Here is a 17,980-nt window from a genome sequence, read left to right on the forward strand (position 1 = left end):
TTAGGAAGGGTGCATTAGTATATTATATTAATAAACGTCATTTTATTCAATAGGAGGCGCGGACGAGTGATTATCGACTATCTGGAGAAGGAGCCGGCCGACGGCGGCAGCCTGCTGGTTCATATCGGACTGCAATTCGAAGACGAGCCGGATTCGCTGTATGTGGCGGAGCTTGAAGTCGGCGGGGACGGGCGGGTCGGCAGCTGGAAGCTGTACTTTAACGGTTTTGATTGCAAGTATGCGTTCAAGCCGGAGGAGCGGGAGCAGTTAAAGCGCTATATGACGGAGCAAGAGATTGCGATAACGGGTGAAATGTAAAAAGGAATCGTCCCCATGTGATTGGTTCCAATTCCCCGTTTTGTGTTTGCGGTTGTGACGAATTAGCGTTTCCTGCAAAGTCGGCGTCGCTCTGGTAACGGGACGTACACCGTTCCAATCCAGACGGTTGGCGGTTGGATCGGATTTTCCTGCGCGGCATCGTTTGCTGCGTTTCTTTTTGGCTGATGATGCGGACATGCGAATCTCCTCTTTTCGAACTGAAGTTATTTTGATTATACATAAACCATACGGGCGGCGGCAAAGGAAAGTTTCATTATACTTATGCGGCTGTTTTCAAGAAAGGTGAGGCTCATGCGCATTCAAGTGCAATTATCCGTGGAGGGCCGTGCGGTCAAGCAGGAAGTTCTGGAAATTGCCGAGCACAAGCTGGGCGAATTGACGGACGAAGAAATCGAGAGCTCGATTGAAATCAATATCCGCTCATGGCTCGACCGCATGCTGCAAGTCGAATGGGAAGTGCTGGAGTAAACGGCACAAAAAAGCTCCGAACGGGAACGAACAATCCTGTCCGGAGCTTTTTGCATTATGGGCCTATTGCTAATGCGCGGTGCTGACGCCGGTCTTTTGAAGCGCGTGTTCCCAGCTCGGATAATAATACAAAGCGTTTTTCATCAAGTCAGGATGCTGCTTCTTCACATTTTTTTTGGCTAACGATTCTCCGCTGCTGTGAAGCTGCACAATTTGACTCAGAACTTCGTCTGCACTCATGTTTAGCTCCATCGAATGGGTCCCCTTCTCTTAAAGTTATTAGTCCCAATACTTTCCATTAAAAAGGCAAATTATACATAGAATAATTCGCTGAAGGGCAAAATAAGGCCATGAATACAGAGGCAAAAGAAAGTCGGTGTTCTGCTATGAATTGGCCGTCTTTGTCGTTGTTTTCCGGCAAGCCGCAGCCTGTGTGCAAAGGAAGGGCGAGTGTCGGCGCCGTCACGAAAATGCTGCTGCGGGAACTGCCGCCCGGGCGAATTGCGGTGATCCGCCACCGCGATCTGGATGAAATGGCGGCTCAGGAGCTGATTGACCGCAAGGTCAAGGCGGTGATTAACTGCCAGGCGACGATGAGCGGCGAGTTTCCGATGCACGGCCCGCTGCTGCTGCTGCGCCAGGGCATTCCGCTCTGGGAGGCGGAGCCGGGCGATTTTGAAAAGTTCGTTCAGCATGCGGAAATCAGCATTTTTGCAGACGCCGCGGAAACGGCGGGCTGTACGATCCCGTGCCGGGCTTTTACAAAAGAGGAATGGCTGCACAAGCATCAGCTTGCGCAGAGCAAGGCCGCGGAGCTAACAGACCGTTTTATCGAAAATACGCTGGTGTTTGCCATGCAGGAAAAAAGCGCGGCGGCCGAGCCGGTGGCTCCGCTCCCGCTGCGAACTGAAATAGAGGGCAGGCATGTGCTTGTCGTAGCCCGCCGGAAGGGGAACAAACAGGAGCTTGAGGCGGCCGGAGCCTATATCCGCCAGGAAAAGCCGGTTTTGATCGGAGTGGACGGCGGGGCGGACACCTTGTTGGAGTGCGGCTACAAGCCGCATCTTATCGTAGGCGATATGGACAGCGTATCCGACCGGGCGTTATGCTGCGGAGCCGAGCTGGTCGTCCACGCCTACCGGGACGGAGAAGCGCCGGGCCTCCGGCGGGTGGAAGCGCTGGGACTCAAGGCGCATGTGTTTCCCTGCATCGGCACGAGCGAGGATGCGGCGCTGCTGCTAGCATACGCTCAGCGGGGCGAGTGGATTGTAACTGCCGGCGCTCACGCCCATATGGCCGATTTTTTGGAAAAAGGCAGACAAGGCATGGGCAGCACGCTGCTCGTCCGGATGAAAATCGGGGACAGGCTGATCGATATTAGAGGGCTCGGCATCCGGTACCGGCAAGCTTCGTCCCGGCTCCAGGATGCGCTTATTTCGATACTGCTGTCGCTGAGCTTCGTTGCGCTGAGCTTGCTGCAGCTGCACTGGATCACCAGGCGGCTCGCGCACGCCGTATGGAAACTGGGGGGGAACGAATGAAACCGGGTTTGTCGATCATCATCCCGGCCTGGAACGAGGAAAGCGCGATCTCGGAAACGCTCCTCCATGTGCTGAACATTGCATGGGAACGCCATGTCAAACAGCTGGTACCGGACGAAGGGCTCGACGGCAAGCCGTTACGGGACGGGGGCTTCCGCAAAACGTATGAAATCATCGTCGTGGACGACGGCAGCACAGACCGGACTTACGAGGAAGCGTGGCCGTGGGCCGATCGGCTGGTGAAGCATGCCAGGCGCATGGGCAAAGGCGCCGCTCTGGCCTCGGGCATTGCCCGGGCGAGAGGCGACATTTTTTTGTTCCTGGACGCCGATCTGCGGTCGTCCATCGCCCATGCGCCGCTGCTGCTGGAGCCGATCCGGTCGGCCGGGGCGGATCTGGTCATCGCCAGGCTGCCGAGGCCGGACCAAAGCGCCGGCTTCGGGCTGGCGAAGGGGCTGGCGCGCGAGGGCATCTACCGCCTCAGCGGCTACAGAACCGCAGCTCCCTTATCCGGACAGCGCGCGATTCGCGCCGACCGTCTGCGGGAGCTGGGGGCGCTGGCCCGCGGCTTCGGCGTCGAAGTCGCGATGACGATCGATGCGGCGCGGCGCGGCCTGCGCATCGCGGAGATCGACGTGCCATTCACGCACCGCGAGACGGGGCGGGATTGGCACGGGTTCCTTCACCGCGGCAGGCAGTTTGCCGCGGTGGGGCGCGCACTGCTGACTCGCTGGAAGGAGAGGAAGCCGGCATGGACATCGGATCGATCCTCGATCTGATCGGGCTTTTTGCGGCAGGGCTGTGGCTGCTGCCGCACGTTCGCCGCTTCCTGGAGGCGCATGGCCGCCTGGAAGCGAACTTTTTGGGCCGCCCGGTTCCGTGCGGGCTGGGGGTAGTGCTTTGGCTGCTCATCTGGCTGCAGGAAGGGATGCTGCAGGCGCGATTGCAGCTTGCGGCCGCGGGGCTGGCGGTCGGCGGCGGACATGTTGCCGCGCTTGCGCAGCGGGAGGCGGATTTTCGCGCGTTCGTGCTGGCCGCCACGGTCGTCTTTCTCGCCGGTTGGACGGATGACCTTATCGGCAGCAAATCCGTAAAAGGGCTTCGCGGCCACTGCCGGTATTGGCGGCAGACGCGAACCTTCAGCATGGGGGCCGTGAAGGCGGCCGCCGTTTTTGGCGCGGGCGCATGGCTGCTGCTTGCGACTGCCGGGGACGCCCGAATTCCCATCTGGCAAATGGGGATTCGGTTGCTGCTGTTGCTGCTGCTGACAAACACGCTCAATTTGCTGGACGTTCGTCCCGGAAGAGCATTGAAAGCCTTTTTGCCGGGCTGTCTCTTTCTGCTCCTGATTGTCGGCCCTTCGGCCGGTCTGCTGCCGCTGCTTCCCGCTGCCGCCGGAGGCCTCCTGCTTTTCTATCAGGACGTGCAGGGGAAGGGCATGCTGGGGGACGCGGGGGCGAACTTGCTCGGCTTTACGCTGGGATACGGCGTCGTCATGACGTGCCCGCCGGTCGGGCAAATCGGGCTGATCGCCGTCCTGGCTTACGTTCATCTGCTGGCCGAGACGAGCTCGCTGACGCTGCTGATCGAGCGGAACCGCATACTGAACTGGATTGACCGCTGGGGCCGGACATAGAGCAGCACTAGTGCCCTGAGTCCATCCGCCCTTTCCTGGATGGGTTGTGGAGCTGAAGTGGGGGGACAAGGAGGCTTGGCAGGGAAAAAACCTGCGAAAGTGCAGTTTTTTTCGTAGAAATGGTTCATTTTGGCGAAAAGCCTGCGAAAGTGCAGGAATTTTCGCTGAAAATGAGTCTGAGCCCATGTTCGCGGTGAAAAGCCTGCACAATTGCAGGAATATTTCTTGACCAGCCTATCAACCGAGAAAAAGATGTATCATTGCAGGTTTTCTTCGCGAAGCAGGTAGATTGGGCGACCGGGCCTGGCGCGTGGGTTTATGGGCAGCACATATACCAGGATATCCCTGTGTGCGCAGCGCTGCCAAGTAAATGTGCACGCTCTGACGGACTGCCTGAGCTTTATATGTGGCGACGTCCATGGCGTCATGAGTTCTTTCGGAACTTCGTGGGCCTGCGAACTGTATCCCGCGCAGTTGCGCCGTTTTCGGACGGCGGCGTCACGCATTCCATGAGCCCTTATGCGCCGCTGTAACGATGTATGGCATCGTTGTAATCGAGTATACCCGCGTCCATGACGCTGAAATAGTTTTCGGCCGGACCGCCTAATGCGCGAATGGTTGCTACGTCTACATGCTTTCCGATAAGGAGACTGCCGCAATGCGCGCTCCCGCCTCGGCCGTACCGATTGCTATTGAAGGGGGCGACCGGCCGCCCCGATGGAAGAAGCAGCGATATCCGCATCAAAAAAAGATCGCGCTCCAACTTGCCGGGAAGCAAGCGGGGAGAAGCGATCTTTTTATTCGATCGGCCTGGCCGCAGAGATTGCGAGTGCCGTCCGCTCCGCGGCCCCGGAGGCCAAATTCCCGGGGGCATGTAGGGGTTTATTTTTGCCGTTTGGCTTTAAATCTCGGAGCGACGTAGTTGCGTTTGCGGTCGCGGAAAAAGGTCCATCCGCCGATGAAAGCGACGCCGAGCAGAAAAAGAATCAGTCCGAGCGCAAATTTGCCCCACAGCATATGTCCGTCGTCGCTGTTGAATTGCGCAAAAAAAGCGTCCTTCATGGCGAGAAAGCCATAGGTCGCGGCAAGGCCGGGAATCACGAGCAAAAGAATCGCGATAAATCGATAAAATGGCGCTTTCATAAAGGCTCCTTACGTTGTTTTCTATCATCATACTCCGAATCGGTTTCCCTGTCTAATTCACAAATTAGACTATGATTCTCATACGAAAAAAGAGTAATATAGTAGAGATAAGCGTACAACCGTTACCAGGGATTGGATCATGCTCTTGCGAGCGAGGAGGAATCGAAATGAGCGAATATAGATATGATGTCGTCGTGCTTGGCGGGGGCATTGGAGGATATACGGCGGCGATTCGGGCGGCACAGCTCGGCAAAACGGTCGCGGTCGTCGAGCGGGACAAGATGGGCGGCACCTGCTTGCATCAGGGCTGCATCCCGAGTAAAGCTTTGCTGCGCAGCGCGGAGGTATTTCAGGCGATGCAGCACAGCGAAGAATACGGAATCGCGGCGGCGTCCGTAGAGCTGAATTTCGGCCGGGTGCAGGAACGCAAGCAGAAGATTGTGGATCAGATGCACCAGGGTTTGCAATTTTTGATGAAAAAAAATAAAATTACGGTCCATTACGGCAACGGCCGCATCATCGGCCCTTCGATCTTTTCGCCGCGCAGCGGGGCGGTTTCCGTCGAGCGGGAGGATGGCGAAATCGAGATGCTGCTCTCGCAAAATCTGATTGTCGCGACCGGCTCCAGACCACGCGATTTGCCGGGTCTTACGGTCGACGGGCAGTATATTTTGTCCAGCGAAGAGGCTTTGCGTTTGGACCGGCTGCCGGAGTCGATTATCATTGTCGGCGGCGGCGTGATCGGGGTCGAATGGGCGTCGATGCTGAGCGATTTTGGCGTCAGTGTGACGATTGTCGAGTTGGACAAGCATTTGGTCAGCCAGGAGGATGCGGATATTTCCAAAGAGCTGGAGCGTTTGTTTAAAAAGCGCGGCATTCGCATTGTTACGGGCGCAAAAGTGCTGCCCGAGACCGTCACGATCGCTGACGGCAAAGTGACGCTGCAGGCCGACCTGCAGGGCGAAACTATCCCGCTTACAGCGGACAAAGTGCTCGTATCGGTCGGACGCATCGCCAACACGGAAGGCATCGGGCTGGAAAATACGGATATTAAAATCGAGCGGGGCTTCATCAGCGTCAACCGCTTTATGCAAACGACGGAATCGCATATTTACGCTGTGGGCGACGTTGCAGGCGGCTTGATGCTGGCGCATGCGGCCGGTCATGAAGGCATATTGGCGGCCGAACATATCGCCGGTCGAACGCCGCACGAATTGGCGGCGCATTTGGTGCCGAAGTGCACGTATACAAGACCGGAGATTGCCAGCGTCGGCTGGACGGAAGTGCAGGCTGTGGAGCGCGGGCATCGCATTAAGACGGGCAAGTTCAGCTTCAAGGCGGTCGGCAAGGCGCTTGTATACGGGGCGGCGGACGGCTTCGTCAAAGTTGTGGCGGATGCCGATTCGAACGACATTCTCGGCGTGCATATGATCGGTCCGCAGGTGACGAACAGCATAACGGAAGCGGCTTTGGCGCAGGTGCTCAATGCGACACCGTGGGAAGTCGGCCAAACGATTCACCCGCACCCGACGTTGTCGGAAGCGCTTGGGGAAGCGATGCTGGCGGTTGACGGCGTGGCGATAAACGGATAACTCATTTTGCGGATTAGAAATTGTAATCGGAAGCAAATGCGTTTATAATAAGCTTATAGAGTCAAGTCTTAGGACCAGGTAATAAATATGTTTATTTTAAGGAGGCAACCTCCATGTCAATCGGTCAGCTTTATAAGCATAGAAGTTTGGGGCTTTCGGACGAAGATGCCGTTCGGATGTATACGATCATGTCGCTCACCAATAAGTACGATGAACGCGGCCTTATGCTGCAGCGCGCCGGTAAAGTTCCGTTCCATATCGGCGGAAGCGGGCAGTATGCAGGACAAGTGGGGATGGCTTTTGCGCTGCAGGCGAATAAAGATTATTTTCTGCCTTATTACCGGGATTTTGCTTTCGTGCTGGCGATCGGCATGACGCTTAAAGATCTGATGCTGTCGCTGTTTTGCAAAGCGGAAGATGTGAGCAGCGGGGGACGGCAGATGCCCGGACATTTCGGCGACAAGAAAAACAATATCGTGACGGGCTCGTCTCCGGTTACGACGCAAGTGCCGCATGCTGTAGGCATCGCGCTGGCAGCCAAGATGAAAAAGCAGGATTTCGTCACGTTCGTATCCTTCGGGGAAGGCTCCAGCAACCAGGGGGATTTCCATGAAGGCTGCAATTTTGCGGGCGTTCACAAGCTTCCGGTTATTTTTGTATGTGAAAACAATCAGTATGCGATTTCCGTACCGCTTCACAAGCAGGTATCCGGCAAAATCGCGGACAGGGCGATCGGGTACGGATTCCCGGGCTACCAGGTTGACGGAAGCGATGCGCTGGAAATGTACCGGGTCATGAAGGAAGCCAGGGAAAGAGCGCTTCGCGGCGAAGGCCCGACATTGATCGAAATGATGTCTTACCGTCTGATGCCGCATTCGACTTCGGATGACGACATGCTTTACCGGACTAAAGAAGAAGTTGAAGCGAACCGCCAGAAGGACGGCATCATTAAATTTAAAGAGTATTTGATGGAATGCGGTTTGTGGAGCGAGGAGCAGGACCGCGAGCTGCAGGACAAGCAAAAGCAGGAAGTTAACGAGGCTACAAAGTATGCGGATTTGGCTCCGTTTCCGAAACCGGAAGATACGCTCCTCCACGTTTATGCGGAAGGAGATGGCGTATAACATATGGCAGTGATCACATATTTGGAAGCGATCCGTTCTGCGATGCAGGAGGAAATGCATCAGGACGACAACGTCTTCGTGCTCGGCGAAGACGTGGGCAAGGGTGGTGTCCTGAACACCACCAAAGGGCTGCGCGATCAGTTCGGCGAAGATCGCGTGCTCGACACCCCGCTGGCGGAGTCCGCCATTGTCGGGGTGGCGATCGGAGCGGCGATGTACGGCATGAAGCCGATCGCCGAAATCCAGTTTGCCGATTTCATCTTCCCGGCAACGAATCAAATCATCAGCGAAGCGGCCAAAATCCGCTACCGCTCGAACAACGACTGGAGCTGCCCGGTCGTCATCCGTGCGCCTTACGGGGCAACCGGCGCCAGCGCCTTGTACCATTCCCAGTGCCCGGAATCGGTGTTTTTCGGCACGCCGGGGCTGAAAATCGTAGCGCCTTCGAATCCTTACGATGCCAAGGGGCTGCTGAAGGCGGCGATCCGCGACCCTGACCCTGTGCTGTTCTTCGAGCACAAGAAGTGCTATTTGGCGCTTTCCGCAGACGTGCCGGAGCACGATTTCATCGTGCCGATCGGCAAGGCCGACGTCAAGCGCCAAGGGACGGACATCACGGTAATCGCCTACGGGATCGCCGTTCATTATGCGCTGATCGCCGCCGAGGAGCTTGCGAAGGAAGGGATCAGCGCGCATGTGCTGGATCTGCGCTCGCTGCAGCCGCTCGATAAGGAAGCGATTCTTGAAGCGGCGTCCAAGACTGGCAAGGTGCTTATCGCGCACGAGGACAACAAGACCGGCGGCGTCGGCGCCGAAGTTTCGGCGATCATCGCCGAGGAGCTGCTTTTCGAGCTTGACGCGCCGATCGCCAGGCTGTGCGGTCCTGACGTTCCGGCTGTCGGCAACAATCCGCCGATGGAGAAGTTTTTCCTGCTCAGCCCGGATAAGCTGAAGGACGCGATGCGCAAGCTCGCCATGTTCTAAGAGAAGGCTTGATAACGGAGCTTGGCAGGTTGGATGGGGCCGTGTTCCGTTTTGAGCTGCCGGTTTGTACGGATTGGAACGGCTGTTTGCGGCCGGTTTTGCAATTATAAATTGTTATTATTTAGGGCGCCGCTGTCGAGAATGCGGAAAAGTTTTGCAGCTTTTCCGCATTGTGCGGGGGCCTGATTAGGAGGTACCTACATGAACGGTACAAACAGCCGGATCGCGGAGGTCACGATTCCGCACCTGGCGGAAAGCCTTGTGTCCGCAACCGTTGGAAAATGGCTCAAGCAGCCCGGCGACTATGTCGAGCAATACGACGTCATTTGCGAGTTGTTTACGGAAAAAGTAAATACGGAGATGCCTTCGCCGATTGAAGGCAAAATTGTTAAAATATTGGTCGGCGAAGGGGAAACCGCCGCTGTCGGCGAGGCGATCTGCCTGCTGGAGCTGCCTGCTGAGGATGGCGCAAGCGAGCCGCAGCAGGGCTTCGGGGCGCAAGGCGGAGCGGTTTCGCCTGCCGCCGGGGCTGCGCTGGCCGCAGGCGGCGATCAAAGCATGCGGGGCCGGTTCTCGCCGGCTGTCCATCGGTTGGCGATGGACAATAACGTCGATCTGTCCCGGGTAACGGGCACAGGTCTCGGCGGCCGCATCACCCGCAAGGATGTGGAGCAGTTCATCGCCTCCGGCGGAACTGCTGCGCCGGCCGGGCAGCCGGCTGCTTTGGCGGCTGCGCCTGCGGCAAGTGCGGTGCCCGTCCCTCCGGCTGCGCCTGCGGCTGCGGCAGATTTGACGCAAACCGCCGCCAAAATGCCGGTGCGCAGCTCTGGCATTCATCTGTCGGCGAATCCGCCTACGCCGCTGATCGAGGTGGAAGGCCAAACATCGGATGCGCGCAACGAATATTTCATCGATGTTACGCCGATCCGCAACGCGATTGCGACCCGGATGCGCCAGAGCGTAACGGAAATTCCACACGCCTGGACGATGATCGAGGTGGACGTGACGAATCTCGTCGTACTGCGGAACAAAGTGAAGGACGAGTTCATGCGCCGGGAAGGCATCAATTTGACATATTTGGCGTTTATGCTTAAAGCGGTCGTCAACGCCATTAAAGATTATCCGATCATCAACTCCGTATGGGCCGTCGATAAAATTATCGTCAAGCGCGACATCAACATCTCACTGTCCGTCGGAACGGAAGATTCGGTATTGACGCCGGTCATCAAAAAAGCGGATCAGAAAAACATCGCCGGACTGGCCCGGGAAATCGACGAGCTGACGAAAAAGACAAGAGCGGGGAAACTGGCGCTGAACGACATGGTGGGCGGCACGTTCACGGTCAACAATACAGGCTCCTTCGGCTCGATTTTGTCGTATCCGATCATTAACTACCCGCAGGCGGCGATCGTGACGTTCGAATCGATTGTGAAGAAGCCTGTCGTAATCCAGGATATGATTGCCGTGCGTTCCATGGTCAATCTGTGCCTGTCGCTTGATCACAGGATTCTGGATGGCGTAATTTGCGGAAGGTTCCTGCAGCGGGTGAAGGAAAATCTTGAGGGATATAATTCCGAAACGAAAATATACTAAGCTTGTTACAACCGCCCTGCCGAACTTGCTTACAGGAAGTAGCTGAAAGAAAGCAAAAGGCTGGACAACACCATCGTAATCAACATTACGTATATGACGATTTTGAAAACGAGCTTGTTTTGGAACATGCGGTTCACCCCTTTTATCCCGGATCGCCGGGAGATTTTACAGCTTGTACCTACTTATTGTAACTCATTGCATGTATCGGAGGAAAGTCCATGATCCAGGAGAAACGTTTGGTCCAAGAGTTTATCTCGCTCGTGCAGGTGGACAGCGAAACGAGATTCGAGCAAGAAATCAGCAAGGTGCTCAAAGAAAAATTCGCCAGCCTCGGCCTTCAAGTAGCCGAAGACGATTCTGCGGCCAAAAGCGGGCACGGCTCGGGCAATCTGATCTGCACGCTGGAGGCGACGGACGCGAATCCGGCAATTCCGGTCATCTTCTTCACTTCGCATATGGACACGGTCGCGCCCGGCAAAGGCATCAAGCCGCAAATCGGCGAAGACGGCTATATCCGCAGCGACGGAACGACGATTCTGGGCAGCGACGATAAAGCGGGAATTGCGGCGATGCTCGAAGGAATCCGCGTTTTGAAGGAACAGAATATTCCGCATGGCCGCATTCAATTCGTCATTACCGCTGGGGAAGAGAGCGGGCTCAAAGGCGCCCGGGCGATGGACGCCAAATGGATGGAAGCAAAATTCGGCTATGCCCTGGATTCTAACGGCAGCATCGGCGATATCGCTACAGCCGCTCCAGGCCGCGCGGAAATCGAAATTATTTTCCACGGCAGATCGGCGCATGCCGGCGTCAATCCCGAAGACGGAATCAGCGCCATTCAAGTGGCGAGCAAAGCGGTTGCGCGCATGCAGCTCGGGCGCATCGACAGCGAGACGACGGCGAACATCGGCAGCTTTTCCGGCGTCGGCCCGCTGAACGTCGTATGCGACCGCGTCAAGATGGAAGCGGAAGCGCGGAGCATCGTGCAGCCGAAGCTGGAAGCGCAAATCGCTTCCATGCGCGAAGCTTGCGAATCGGCCGCTGCAGATGCCGGAACGACCTGCGAATTCAATGCAGAAATCGTGTACGCATCCTATATGCATGCCGACGACGCGCCGGTCGTGCAGCTCGCTGCAAGAGCTCTGTCTACGCTCGGTTTGCAAGCTCATACGTTCCACTCCGGTGGGGGCAGCGACGCCAACATTTTTAACGGTATAGGCATCCCGACGGTCAACCTGGCTGTCGGCTACGAAGAAATTCATACGACCAAAGAGCATATCGCCGTCAGCGATCTCGTAAAAACGGCGGAACTGCTCGTCGCGCTTGTGAAAGAAGCGGCAAAAAGCTAAAAGTCTGTCCGACGAACTCAGTAGACGTGGGAAATGACGGATGCTGTGCAGCGTTAGCGTATATATGCAAGTAACTCCTAACATGATGGACCCGCTCGGCGTCAATAACAAACCACCCTTTGCTCAGCCGAATGGCTGGCAGAGGGTGGTTTTGTTTTGTGCCGTCCAGCAGCCCGCACACCCGCAAAACCTGCACAAGAGCACACAAGTGCAGGTTTTGCGACGCAAGCGGTTCATTTTGAGAGATAGTCAAATTGTTGATAAAGCGACGGGGGAGAGGAACCAAAGGGGCAGCCGACCTCAACATATGTCTCTCCTGCACGGGTTGCAGAACTAAGTGGGGGCACTAATCGGCTTGGTGAGGGAAAAAACCTGCGAAAGTGCAGGTTTTTCCTCTGAAATTGACTTATTTTGGCGAAAATCCTGCAAAAGTGCAGGAATTTTCGATGAAAATGAATCTGAGCCCCTGTTCGCGGCGAAAAGCCTGCACATATGCAGGAATTTGTCGTAGCCGGCGTAACCATCGAGCAAAAACTGTACTTTTGCAGGTTTTCTTCGCGCAACCCGGCAGATGTGGACCGGCTCTAGCGTGTGGGTTCCTCGCCAGCCTGGATTGTGCAGGTTTTTTCGATAAACGGGCCCGAGCTCATGTATTCGCAAAAAAACCTCCCACATTTGCAGGAATGTTTCGCGGAAAGCGCATCGACGAGGAAAGTCGACCGACCGCCGTCATGCAGCGAAACACCGCGCGCTGGGAGCTGCGCGCGGTGCGAGAAAACTACACTATAGCAGGCTTTCCGCTCGCTGCCAAGCAGAAGCGGGATCTCCCGGCGTGGCGGTTTTTTCAACTGCACGCCATAGCAGGCTTTCCGCTTGTTTATTTCACCTTGAATTGCGAAGCCGAGTTGGCTAGCTCATTGGTCAAGCTGTCGATGCTTTCCACCATAGCCGCGAGCTTTTGAATCAGTGCCGACTGTTCCTGGATTGTGGCGCTCACTTCTTCCACTGAAGCCGATACTTGTTCTCCCGAAGCGGACAAGTTTTGGGATGATCCGACGACTTCGTCTTTAACGACTTCCATCAGATCCACTTCGTCGGCCATGGATTTAATTTGCCCGATGATGTCCGTAACGTGCTCGATAATCGTTTCGAACGATTGCCGCGTTTTTTCGACGAATTCGTTCGCTTGGACTGCGATCGCGTGGATTTCGCTCACGCTTTGGTTGTTTTCATCCACTTGTTCCAGCGTCTGCTGAATGATCTCGTTGATAACGCCGGATTGCTGCGAGGATTGCTCGGCCAATTTGCGGATTTCCTCGGCTACGACGGCAAAGCCTTTTCCGTGCTCGCCCGCTCTGGCTGCCTCGATGGAAGCGTTCAACGCCAGCAGGTTGGTCTGTTTGGCGATATTGCCGATCGCCCCGGTTATATTGCGGATATGGTTGGAGCTTTCCACAAGCTGCGCCGTACTCGAAGAAATTTTTTGCACTTCCTGCTCGTTTTTGCCGTTGACTTCGATCAGGCTTTCTATAATTTCCCTGTTCTCATGGAATACCCCGATGATCGCTTCGGATCGTTCCTTGATGAATTGTGTCCTGCTGTTCAAATGCGCGATTTTTTCACCAAGCTCATAAAATTTGGAAACGATTTGTTCGGTCTCCCGAGATTGAGACTCCATGGCTGTGGCGATTTCCGTCGTTGTGACGGATGTTTCATTAATCGATTGGGACGCATTTTTCGACGTTTGTTCCAATTCGTTCGTGCTTTCGTTCAGCACTTCGATGGAGCTGTTCATACCGGCGATCAACAGTTTATTTTTTTCCGCCATAACATTAAAGTTAGCCGCCAGTTGCCCGAATTCGCTCGTAAACTTGCCTTCGGCCTGTACCGTTAAGTCCCCTTCGGACAGTTTTTTGAACAAGTCCGTCAATTTGACGATCGGCGATGTGATGGTTCTCGATAAAAGCAGGCCGGCCGCTATCGCGATGACGAAGGCGATAAGTGCCGCGATCACGATATCTTTGAACAGATCGTCCAAAGGTTTGTTAATATCCGCATATTCGTCGGCAACGACTACCGTCCAGTCGGACTTCGGAATTTTGACGTAGCGGAAATAAGTATCTTTGCTGGCGATGTTGCCTTGCAGCATTCCGTCCGTTGGATTTGGTTTCAGCACTTCCGCATACATATTGGCATCAAGCTTCTGTCCGACCATGTCCGGAACTGCGGAATGATAGATGATCGTTCCTTGACGGCTGGCGACGAACACTCTTCCGTCCCGGTTGATTTTAACATTTTTTAAGTTTTCGACGAATAAAGATGTGTTGATTGTGCCTATATATACGCCTAGAACTTTGCCGTCCTCATCTTTTACGGGCTGGGCGAACACCGTTACTAAGATATTTTGCGTTTTCGAATAGAGCGCATCGCTTATGGTGAATTTTCCCTGGAGAGCTTCTTTTAAATATTCCCGATCCGAAAGATCCACTTTCACACTGCCCGGATTGCTGCTGGCTACGGTAAGCCCTTGAGTATCAACCAGCGACAGTGTTTGCATGCCGGGAGATCCTTTAAGGCTTTGAGCGAGAATGGCGTTCGTTTTTGCCTGAAGGTCGTTTTTTGCGGAAAAGAAATCCGTGTCGGACAGCTTCTTTTGGTTTCTGAGCTTAAGCAGATCCTTGGATGTGTCCTGAACGGAGGTAAGGTAGGAGCTTTGCTCCTCCAGCTTCATGATCGAATACAGATTTTCCCCGATCCGCTCTGCGTTCATATCGATCTCGCCGCTGCTTTTGGCCAGCAGCAATTTTGATGCAAACATGTAGGAAAAGATGCTCGTACCTGCAAGAACAAGAATTACCAAAATGCTGATCCATATGGGCAGTTTCACCCGCAGGGATACTTGAGAAAATGTCTTTCGCTGTTTGTTGGCTGTTGATGTCGTCATTTTGGCTCCTCTTTCTGTTTTAAAAATGCAACTTGATTGCTCATTCATATATATCGGCGAATGCTTTTGAACTTTGAACCGCATATCGCCCAGATTGCTCATTTATTTTTGATTCGAACAGAATAGGGGATAACGCATGATTTTTTGGAAAAAAGGGGTTGTTGCGGAATGTTTGTCCGCTCGGAGCGGGATGCAAACCGTCATCGTGGCGGCGGCGGACGGGAGCAGGCAGCGGGCGGTTCATGACACATCCGTATTTCGGCTGCTGGAAGAAGGGGATGAAGTGCTGCTCAACGCAACGGCGGTCGAGCTTGGGCTGGGAACGGGAGGGGTCCATTTCGTAGCGGCGCCGCTCGGCGATGCGTCGTATCCGGCTGCGCAGTCATCTGAGGGCCATATCGTCAAGCTTAGATATACGCCACTGCAGCGGGTTGTCCGGTCCGTGGAGGAGGCGGGAAGTCCTTTTCACGATCTGTTTGACGGGGAAAAGACGCTGGAGGGAATGCCTGTGCTGCTTGGCGATCTGCACAGTATGCTGCCTGCCGCCGTTAGCTGGATTCGCTACCGGGAACGATGCGGTCCGCTGCGGAGAAAGCTGCGCATCGCTTATGTGATGACCGACGGGGCCGCGCTGCCGCTGGCATGGAGCGAGCATGTGCCGAGGCTGGAGAACCTCGGCTGGCTGGATGCGACCGTTACGTACGGTCACGCTTATGGGGGGAACTTGGAGGCGGTCAACAAGTTCAGCGCACTGCTAGCGGCCAGGCACGCGGTCGGAGCGGATCTGTGCATTGCCGCGATGGGGCCGGGCATCGTCGGCACAGGCACCCGCTACGGCCACTCGGGGCTGGAAGTCGGCGAGCTGTGCAGCGCGGTTGCCGTCCTCGGCGGGACGGCCGTCGTGATGCCGCGCCTCAGCTTTGCCGATCCGCGGGAGCGCCACCGCGGGATGAGCCATCATACGCTCACGGCTTTGCAGGTGGCCGCGAGCGGCGCATACGTCCCTGTTCCCGCATTGGCGGAGGAACAGCGGCAGTTGATCGAGGCGCAGTGGAACAGCGCCTCTTTGCAGAGGCACCGGCTTGTCCGGGCGGCCGGTCCGACGCTGCTAGCCGCGGCGGAGGCGCTGGGCGCCTACCCGGTTCCGATTACTTCGATGGGAAGGGGACTATCCGAAGATCCTGCGTTTTTTTGTGCCGTTTGCGCGGCTGCGGATTGGGCGTTCGATTTATGTAGTCGATCAATTTGACGTCTTTACCGGCGGTTTGCGCCATCCGCTGCAAGCAGTGGCGGATTTCCCAAGCTTTGCCTACAAGGCGGATTTGCCGGTCATCGATATAGCTTTTCATCGCGAGTCCCCCATCTTCTTCGAAAGATTTGATATAATAATCTTTATGCGGAGGCCGGACAAGCTATGTCAGCCTTTTGCCGGATGAGATATTCAATTAGGAGGAAAAGCAATTATGACCAATCCACATAAGAAGTTTGAGGAAATTACACTGCGGACCGAGCCTATCTTTACCGGGAAAATCATTTCGCTGCAGGTCGACCACGTGCAGCTGCCGAACGGGGAGACGGCTACGCGGGAAATCGTGAAGCATCCCGGCGCGGTTGCCGTTCTGGCGCTTGTCGACGATAAAATGATCGTCGTCGAACAGTACCGGAAGCCGCTTGAGAAAAGCCAGGTGGAAATACCCGCGGGCAAGCTCGACGCCGGCGAAGATCCGGCCAAGGCGGCGCTGCGCGAGCTGGAAGAGGAAACCGGGTACCGCAGCGAGCATATCCGGCACGTCAGTTCCTTTTATACATCGCCGGGGTTTGCCGACGAAATTCTTCATTTATACGTAGCGGAAAACTTGGTCAAAGGCGAAGCGCGTCCGGACGAGGACGAGTTCCTGGAGTGCGAAGCGATCACGTTGGAAGAGGCTCAGCAGTATATCCGCGAACAGCGCATCAGCGATGCCAAAACGATCATGGCCGTATACGCCTGGCAGCTGTATAAGCTGACCGGGAGCATTTAACAATGAATTTCTATTACGCTGATCTTCATATTCATATCGGGCGTACGGAAAAAGGGAGCGCGGTCAAAATCAGCGCCGCGGGCGATCTGACATTTTTCAATATCGCGCGCGAAGCTTCCGGGCGCAAAGGGATGCAGATGATCGGCATCATCGACTGCCACTCCCCGACTGTGCAAGAGGAGATCATGATGTATTTGGACCGCGGAGACATGCTGGAGCAGGACGGCGGCGGAATCCGTTACCAGGAATCGGTCATCATGCTGGGCAGCGAAATCGAAGTGCGCGACCCGGGCATGGGCCCGGCGCATCTGCTCGCGTATATGCCGGATTTGGCCACGATGCAGGATTTCACCCGGTTTATGCAAAAGCATATGAAAAATCCGGAGCTCAGCTCCCAGCGCATCTACGTGCCGGCCAAAACGCTGCAAGAGGAAGTGCTCGGGCGGGGCGGGATTCTCATTCCCGCGCACATTTTCACGCCGCACAAAAGCGTGTACGGCAGCAGCTCGACCCGCATGGAGCATCTGCTTGATCTGGACGGCATTGCGGCCGTCGAGCTGGGGCTTAGCGCGGATACGGAGATGGCGGGCCTGCTCTCGGAACTGGACCGGTTTGCGTTCGTGACGAACTCGGACGCGCATTCCCTGGGCAAAATCGGGCGCGAGTACAACGAGATCAAGCTCGCCGCGCCGAATTTTCAAGAACTGGTAAAAGCTTTGCGCGGGGAGGAAGGACGTGGTATTGCCGCGAACTACGGCTTAAATCCGAGGCTCGGGAAATATCACCGCACTTACTGCGGCGATTGCGAATCGATTCTTGACGAGAGCGTCACAACTGTGGAACGCTGCCTGTACTGCGGAAGCGGCAAAATTGTGCGCGGCGTCATGGACCGGATACTCGCCTTGGCCGACCGGGAGCAGCCGTATGTGCCGGCCAGCCGGCCGCCGTACCGCTACCAGATCCCGCTGGAGTTCATCCCGGGGCTCGGCCCCAAGAAGCTGGATCAACTGCTGCACGCTTTCGGCACGGAAATGAACGTCCTGCACCGGACGAGCAGCGACAAGCTTGCCGCCGTCGTCGGCGAAGAAATCGCCGCCTGCATCGTCCAGGCCCGGGAAGGCCGGCTTGAGCTGGAAGTGGGCGGGGGAGGCAAGTACGGCAAAGTAAGCAAAAATCATTCATAGATTCCCGCTCCCCTTCATAAGCTTGTCTTTGTAAAGGTTGTTTGATGAAGGAAGGGGCAGCG

General features: G+C 55.7%; 19 protein-coding genes and 1 pseudogene. 13 read left to right on the top strand and 7 right to left on the bottom strand.

The features are described from left to right. The first annotated feature begins 66 nt into the window (after window positions 1-66). A complete protein-coding gene (locus tag AC3G2T_RS20210; RefSeq protein ID WP_474681515.1) occupies window positions 67-318 on the top strand; it encodes a hypothetical protein in 252 nt (83 codons plus the stop codon). On the opposite strand, the gene AC3G2T_RS20215 is transcribed toward AC3G2T_RS20210, so the two are convergent. Further along, on the bottom strand, window positions 268-516 hold the full coding sequence (locus AC3G2T_RS20215; RefSeq protein ID WP_488436654.1) for a hypothetical protein: 249 nt from the start codon (window positions 514-516) through the stop codon (window positions 268-270). The genes AC3G2T_RS20210 and AC3G2T_RS20215 overlap by 51 nt on opposite strands. 114 nt (window positions 517-630) lie before the next feature. On the opposite strand from AC3G2T_RS20215, the gene AC3G2T_RS20220 reads away from it, so the two are divergent. Beyond that, complete coding sequence (locus AC3G2T_RS20220) at window positions 631-807, top strand: hypothetical protein (RefSeq protein ID WP_488436655.1); 177 nt, start codon at window positions 631-633, stop codon at window positions 805-807. Window positions 808-876: 69 nt separating this feature from the next. Here AC3G2T_RS20220 and AC3G2T_RS20225 read toward each other — a convergent pair whose 3' ends face one another. Then, the gene (locus AC3G2T_RS20225) at window positions 877-1,059 is read right to left on the bottom strand and encodes a hypothetical protein (RefSeq protein WP_474681513.1); all 183 of its coding nucleotides are present in this window, start codon (window positions 1,057-1,059) and stop codon (window positions 877-879) included. 134 nt (window positions 1,060-1,193) lie between these two features. Between AC3G2T_RS20225 and steA the strand changes: the two genes are divergently transcribed. The 3 genes from steA to AC3G2T_RS20240 are packed head-to-tail and all read left to right on the top strand — an operon-like array spanning window position 1,194 to window position 3,984. Further along, on the top strand, window positions 1,194-2,348 hold the full coding sequence (gene steA, locus AC3G2T_RS20230; RefSeq protein ID WP_488436656.1) for a putative cytokinetic ring protein SteA: 1,155 nt from the start codon (window positions 1,194-1,196) through the stop codon (window positions 2,346-2,348). After that, entirely contained in the window at window positions 2,324-3,127 is an 804-nt protein-coding gene (locus tag AC3G2T_RS20235) for a glycosyltransferase family 2 protein (RefSeq protein WP_488436657.1), read from the top strand. Before steA ends, AC3G2T_RS20235 begins: the two co-directional genes overlap by 25 nt. Next, entirely contained in the window at window positions 3,100-3,984 is an 885-nt protein-coding gene (locus AC3G2T_RS20240) for a hypothetical protein (RefSeq protein WP_488436658.1), read from the top strand. The genes AC3G2T_RS20235 and AC3G2T_RS20240 overlap by 28 nt, the downstream gene beginning before the upstream one ends. An 882-nt stretch (window positions 3,985-4,866) precedes the next feature. On the opposite strand, the gene AC3G2T_RS20245 is transcribed toward AC3G2T_RS20240, so the two are convergent. Then, the gene (locus tag AC3G2T_RS20245; RefSeq protein ID WP_474681508.1) at window positions 4,867-5,127 is read right to left on the bottom strand and encodes a DUF2627 domain-containing protein; all 261 of its coding nucleotides are present in this window, start codon (window positions 5,125-5,127) and stop codon (window positions 4,867-4,869) included. A 167-nt stretch (window positions 5,128-5,294) separates the two neighbouring features. Here AC3G2T_RS20245 and lpdA point away from each other — a divergent pair, with 167 nt between their 5' ends. The 4 genes from lpdA (at window position 5,295) to AC3G2T_RS20265 (ending at window position 10,420) form a co-directional block, all read left to right on the top strand. Then, the gene (lpdA, locus tag AC3G2T_RS20250) at window positions 5,295-6,719 is read left to right on the top strand and encodes a dihydrolipoyl dehydrogenase (protein WP_488436659.1); all 1,425 of its coding nucleotides are present in this window, start codon (window positions 5,295-5,297) and stop codon (window positions 6,717-6,719) included. A gap of 113 nt (window positions 6,720-6,832) precedes the next feature. Then, a complete protein-coding gene (locus AC3G2T_RS20255; protein WP_488436660.1) occupies window positions 6,833-7,843 on the top strand; it encodes a thiamine pyrophosphate-dependent dehydrogenase E1 component subunit alpha in 1,011 nt (336 codons plus the stop codon). A 3-nt stretch (window positions 7,844-7,846) separates the two neighbouring features. Next, entirely contained in the window at window positions 7,847-8,827 is a 981-nt protein-coding gene (locus tag AC3G2T_RS20260) for an alpha-ketoacid dehydrogenase subunit beta (protein WP_474681505.1), read from the top strand. 201 nt (window positions 8,828-9,028) lie between these two features. Next, on the top strand, window positions 9,029-10,420 hold the full coding sequence (locus AC3G2T_RS20265; RefSeq protein ID WP_474681504.1) for a dihydrolipoamide acetyltransferase family protein: 1,392 nt from the start codon (window positions 9,029-9,031) through the stop codon (window positions 10,418-10,420). A gap of 29 nt (window positions 10,421-10,449) precedes the next feature. On the opposite strand, the gene prli42 is transcribed toward AC3G2T_RS20265, so the two are convergent. Beyond that, window positions 10,450-10,548: a stressosome-associated protein Prli42 gene (prli42, locus tag AC3G2T_RS20270; RefSeq protein WP_474681503.1), complete on the bottom strand. Its 99-nt coding sequence runs from the start codon at window positions 10,546-10,548 to the stop codon at window positions 10,450-10,452. A 90-nt stretch (window positions 10,549-10,638) separates the two neighbouring features. On the opposite strand from prli42, the gene AC3G2T_RS20275 reads away from it, so the two are divergent. After that, a complete protein-coding gene (locus AC3G2T_RS20275) occupies window positions 10,639-11,769 on the top strand; it encodes a M20/M25/M40 family metallo-hydrolase (RefSeq protein ID WP_488436661.1) in 1,131 nt (376 codons plus the stop codon). Between the two features lie 333 nt (window positions 11,770-12,102). Here the strand turns inward: AC3G2T_RS20275 and AC3G2T_RS20280 are convergent, their stop codons facing one another. Further along, window positions 12,103-12,429, bottom strand: a complete 327-nt coding sequence (locus tag AC3G2T_RS20280; protein ID WP_488436662.1) for a hypothetical protein — start codon at window positions 12,427-12,429, stop codon at window positions 12,103-12,105. A 217-nt stretch (window positions 12,430-12,646) separates the two neighbouring features. Next, complete coding sequence (locus tag AC3G2T_RS20285; protein ID WP_488436663.1) at window positions 12,647-14,713, bottom strand: methyl-accepting chemotaxis protein; 2,067 nt, start codon at window positions 14,711-14,713, stop codon at window positions 12,647-12,649. A gap of 136 nt (window positions 14,714-14,849) precedes the next feature. Here AC3G2T_RS20285 and AC3G2T_RS20290 point away from each other — a divergent pair, with 136 nt between their 5' ends. Next, complete coding sequence (locus AC3G2T_RS20290; protein ID WP_488436664.1) at window positions 14,850-15,962, top strand: DUF3866 family protein; 1,113 nt, start codon at window positions 14,850-14,852, stop codon at window positions 15,960-15,962. A 28-nt stretch (window positions 15,963-15,990) separates the two neighbouring features. Here AC3G2T_RS20290 and mciZ read toward each other — a convergent pair. Beyond that, window positions 15,991-16,062: pseudogene (gene mciZ / locus AC3G2T_RS20295) on the bottom strand (Z-ring formation inhibitor MciZ); the annotation flags it as partial. A gap of 114 nt (window positions 16,063-16,176) precedes the next feature. On the opposite strand from mciZ, the gene AC3G2T_RS20300 reads away from it, so the two are divergent. Together AC3G2T_RS20300 and AC3G2T_RS20305 are read left to right on the top strand one after the other, a co-directional pair. Then, entirely contained in the window at window positions 16,177-16,734 is a 558-nt protein-coding gene (locus tag AC3G2T_RS20300; protein ID WP_474681499.1) for an NUDIX hydrolase, read from the top strand. Between the two features lie 2 nt (window positions 16,735-16,736). Continuing rightward, complete coding sequence (locus AC3G2T_RS20305) at window positions 16,737-17,918, top strand: endonuclease Q family protein (protein ID WP_488436665.1); 1,182 nt, start codon at window positions 16,737-16,739, stop codon at window positions 17,916-17,918. Window positions 17,919-17,980 lie beyond the last annotated feature (62 nt).

The sequence above is a fragment of the Paenibacillus sp. sgz302191 genome (assembly GCF_057749925.1).

Bases quoted from the DNA above. Each gene is read 5' to 3' on its own strand.
- AC3G2T_RS20215 (WP_488436654.1), bottom strand. From the start codon at position 516: ATGTCCGCATCATCAGCCAAAAAGAAACGCAGCAAACGATGCCGCGCA.
- AC3G2T_RS20220 (WP_488436655.1), top strand. From the start codon at position 631: ATGCGCATTCAAGTGCAATTATCCGTGGAGGGCCGTGCGGTCAAGCAG.
- AC3G2T_RS20225 (WP_474681513.1), bottom strand. From the start codon at position 1,059: ATGGAGCTAAACATGAGTGCAGACGAAGTTCTGAGTCAAATTGTGCAG.
- steA (WP_488436656.1), top strand. From the start codon at position 1,194: ATGAATTGGCCGTCTTTGTCGTTGTTTTCCGGCAAGCCGCAGCCTGTG.
- AC3G2T_RS20235 (WP_488436657.1), top strand. From the start codon at position 2,324: ATGGAAACTGGGGGGGAACGAATGAAACCGGGTTTGTCGATCATCATC.
- AC3G2T_RS20240 (WP_488436658.1), top strand. From the start codon at position 3,100: ATGGACATCGGATCGATCCTCGATCTGATCGGGCTTTTTGCGGCAGGG.
- AC3G2T_RS20245 (WP_474681508.1), bottom strand. From the start codon at position 5,127: ATGAAAGCGCCATTTTATCGATTTATCGCGATTCTTTTGCTCGTGATT.
- lpdA (WP_488436659.1), top strand. From the start codon at position 5,295: ATGAGCGAATATAGATATGATGTCGTCGTGCTTGGCGGGGGCATTGGA.
- AC3G2T_RS20255 (WP_488436660.1), top strand. From the start codon at position 6,833: ATGTCAATCGGTCAGCTTTATAAGCATAGAAGTTTGGGGCTTTCGGAC.
- AC3G2T_RS20260 (WP_474681505.1), top strand. From the start codon at position 7,847: ATGGCAGTGATCACATATTTGGAAGCGATCCGTTCTGCGATGCAGGAG.
- AC3G2T_RS20265 (WP_474681504.1), top strand. From the start codon at position 9,029: ATGAACGGTACAAACAGCCGGATCGCGGAGGTCACGATTCCGCACCTG.
- prli42 (WP_474681503.1), bottom strand. From the start codon at position 10,548: ATGTTCCAAAACAAGCTCGTTTTCAAAATCGTCATATACGTAATGTTG.
- AC3G2T_RS20275 (WP_488436661.1), top strand. From the start codon at position 10,639: ATGATCCAGGAGAAACGTTTGGTCCAAGAGTTTATCTCGCTCGTGCAG.
- AC3G2T_RS20285 (WP_488436663.1), bottom strand. From the start codon at position 14,713: ATGACGACATCAACAGCCAACAAACAGCGAAAGACATTTTCTCAAGTA.
- AC3G2T_RS20290 (WP_488436664.1), top strand. From the start codon at position 14,850: ATGATTTTTTGGAAAAAAGGGGTTGTTGCGGAATGTTTGTCCGCTCGG.
- AC3G2T_RS20300 (WP_474681499.1), top strand. From the start codon at position 16,177: ATGACCAATCCACATAAGAAGTTTGAGGAAATTACACTGCGGACCGAG.
- AC3G2T_RS20305 (WP_488436665.1), top strand. From the start codon at position 16,737: ATGAATTTCTATTACGCTGATCTTCATATTCATATCGGGCGTACGGAA.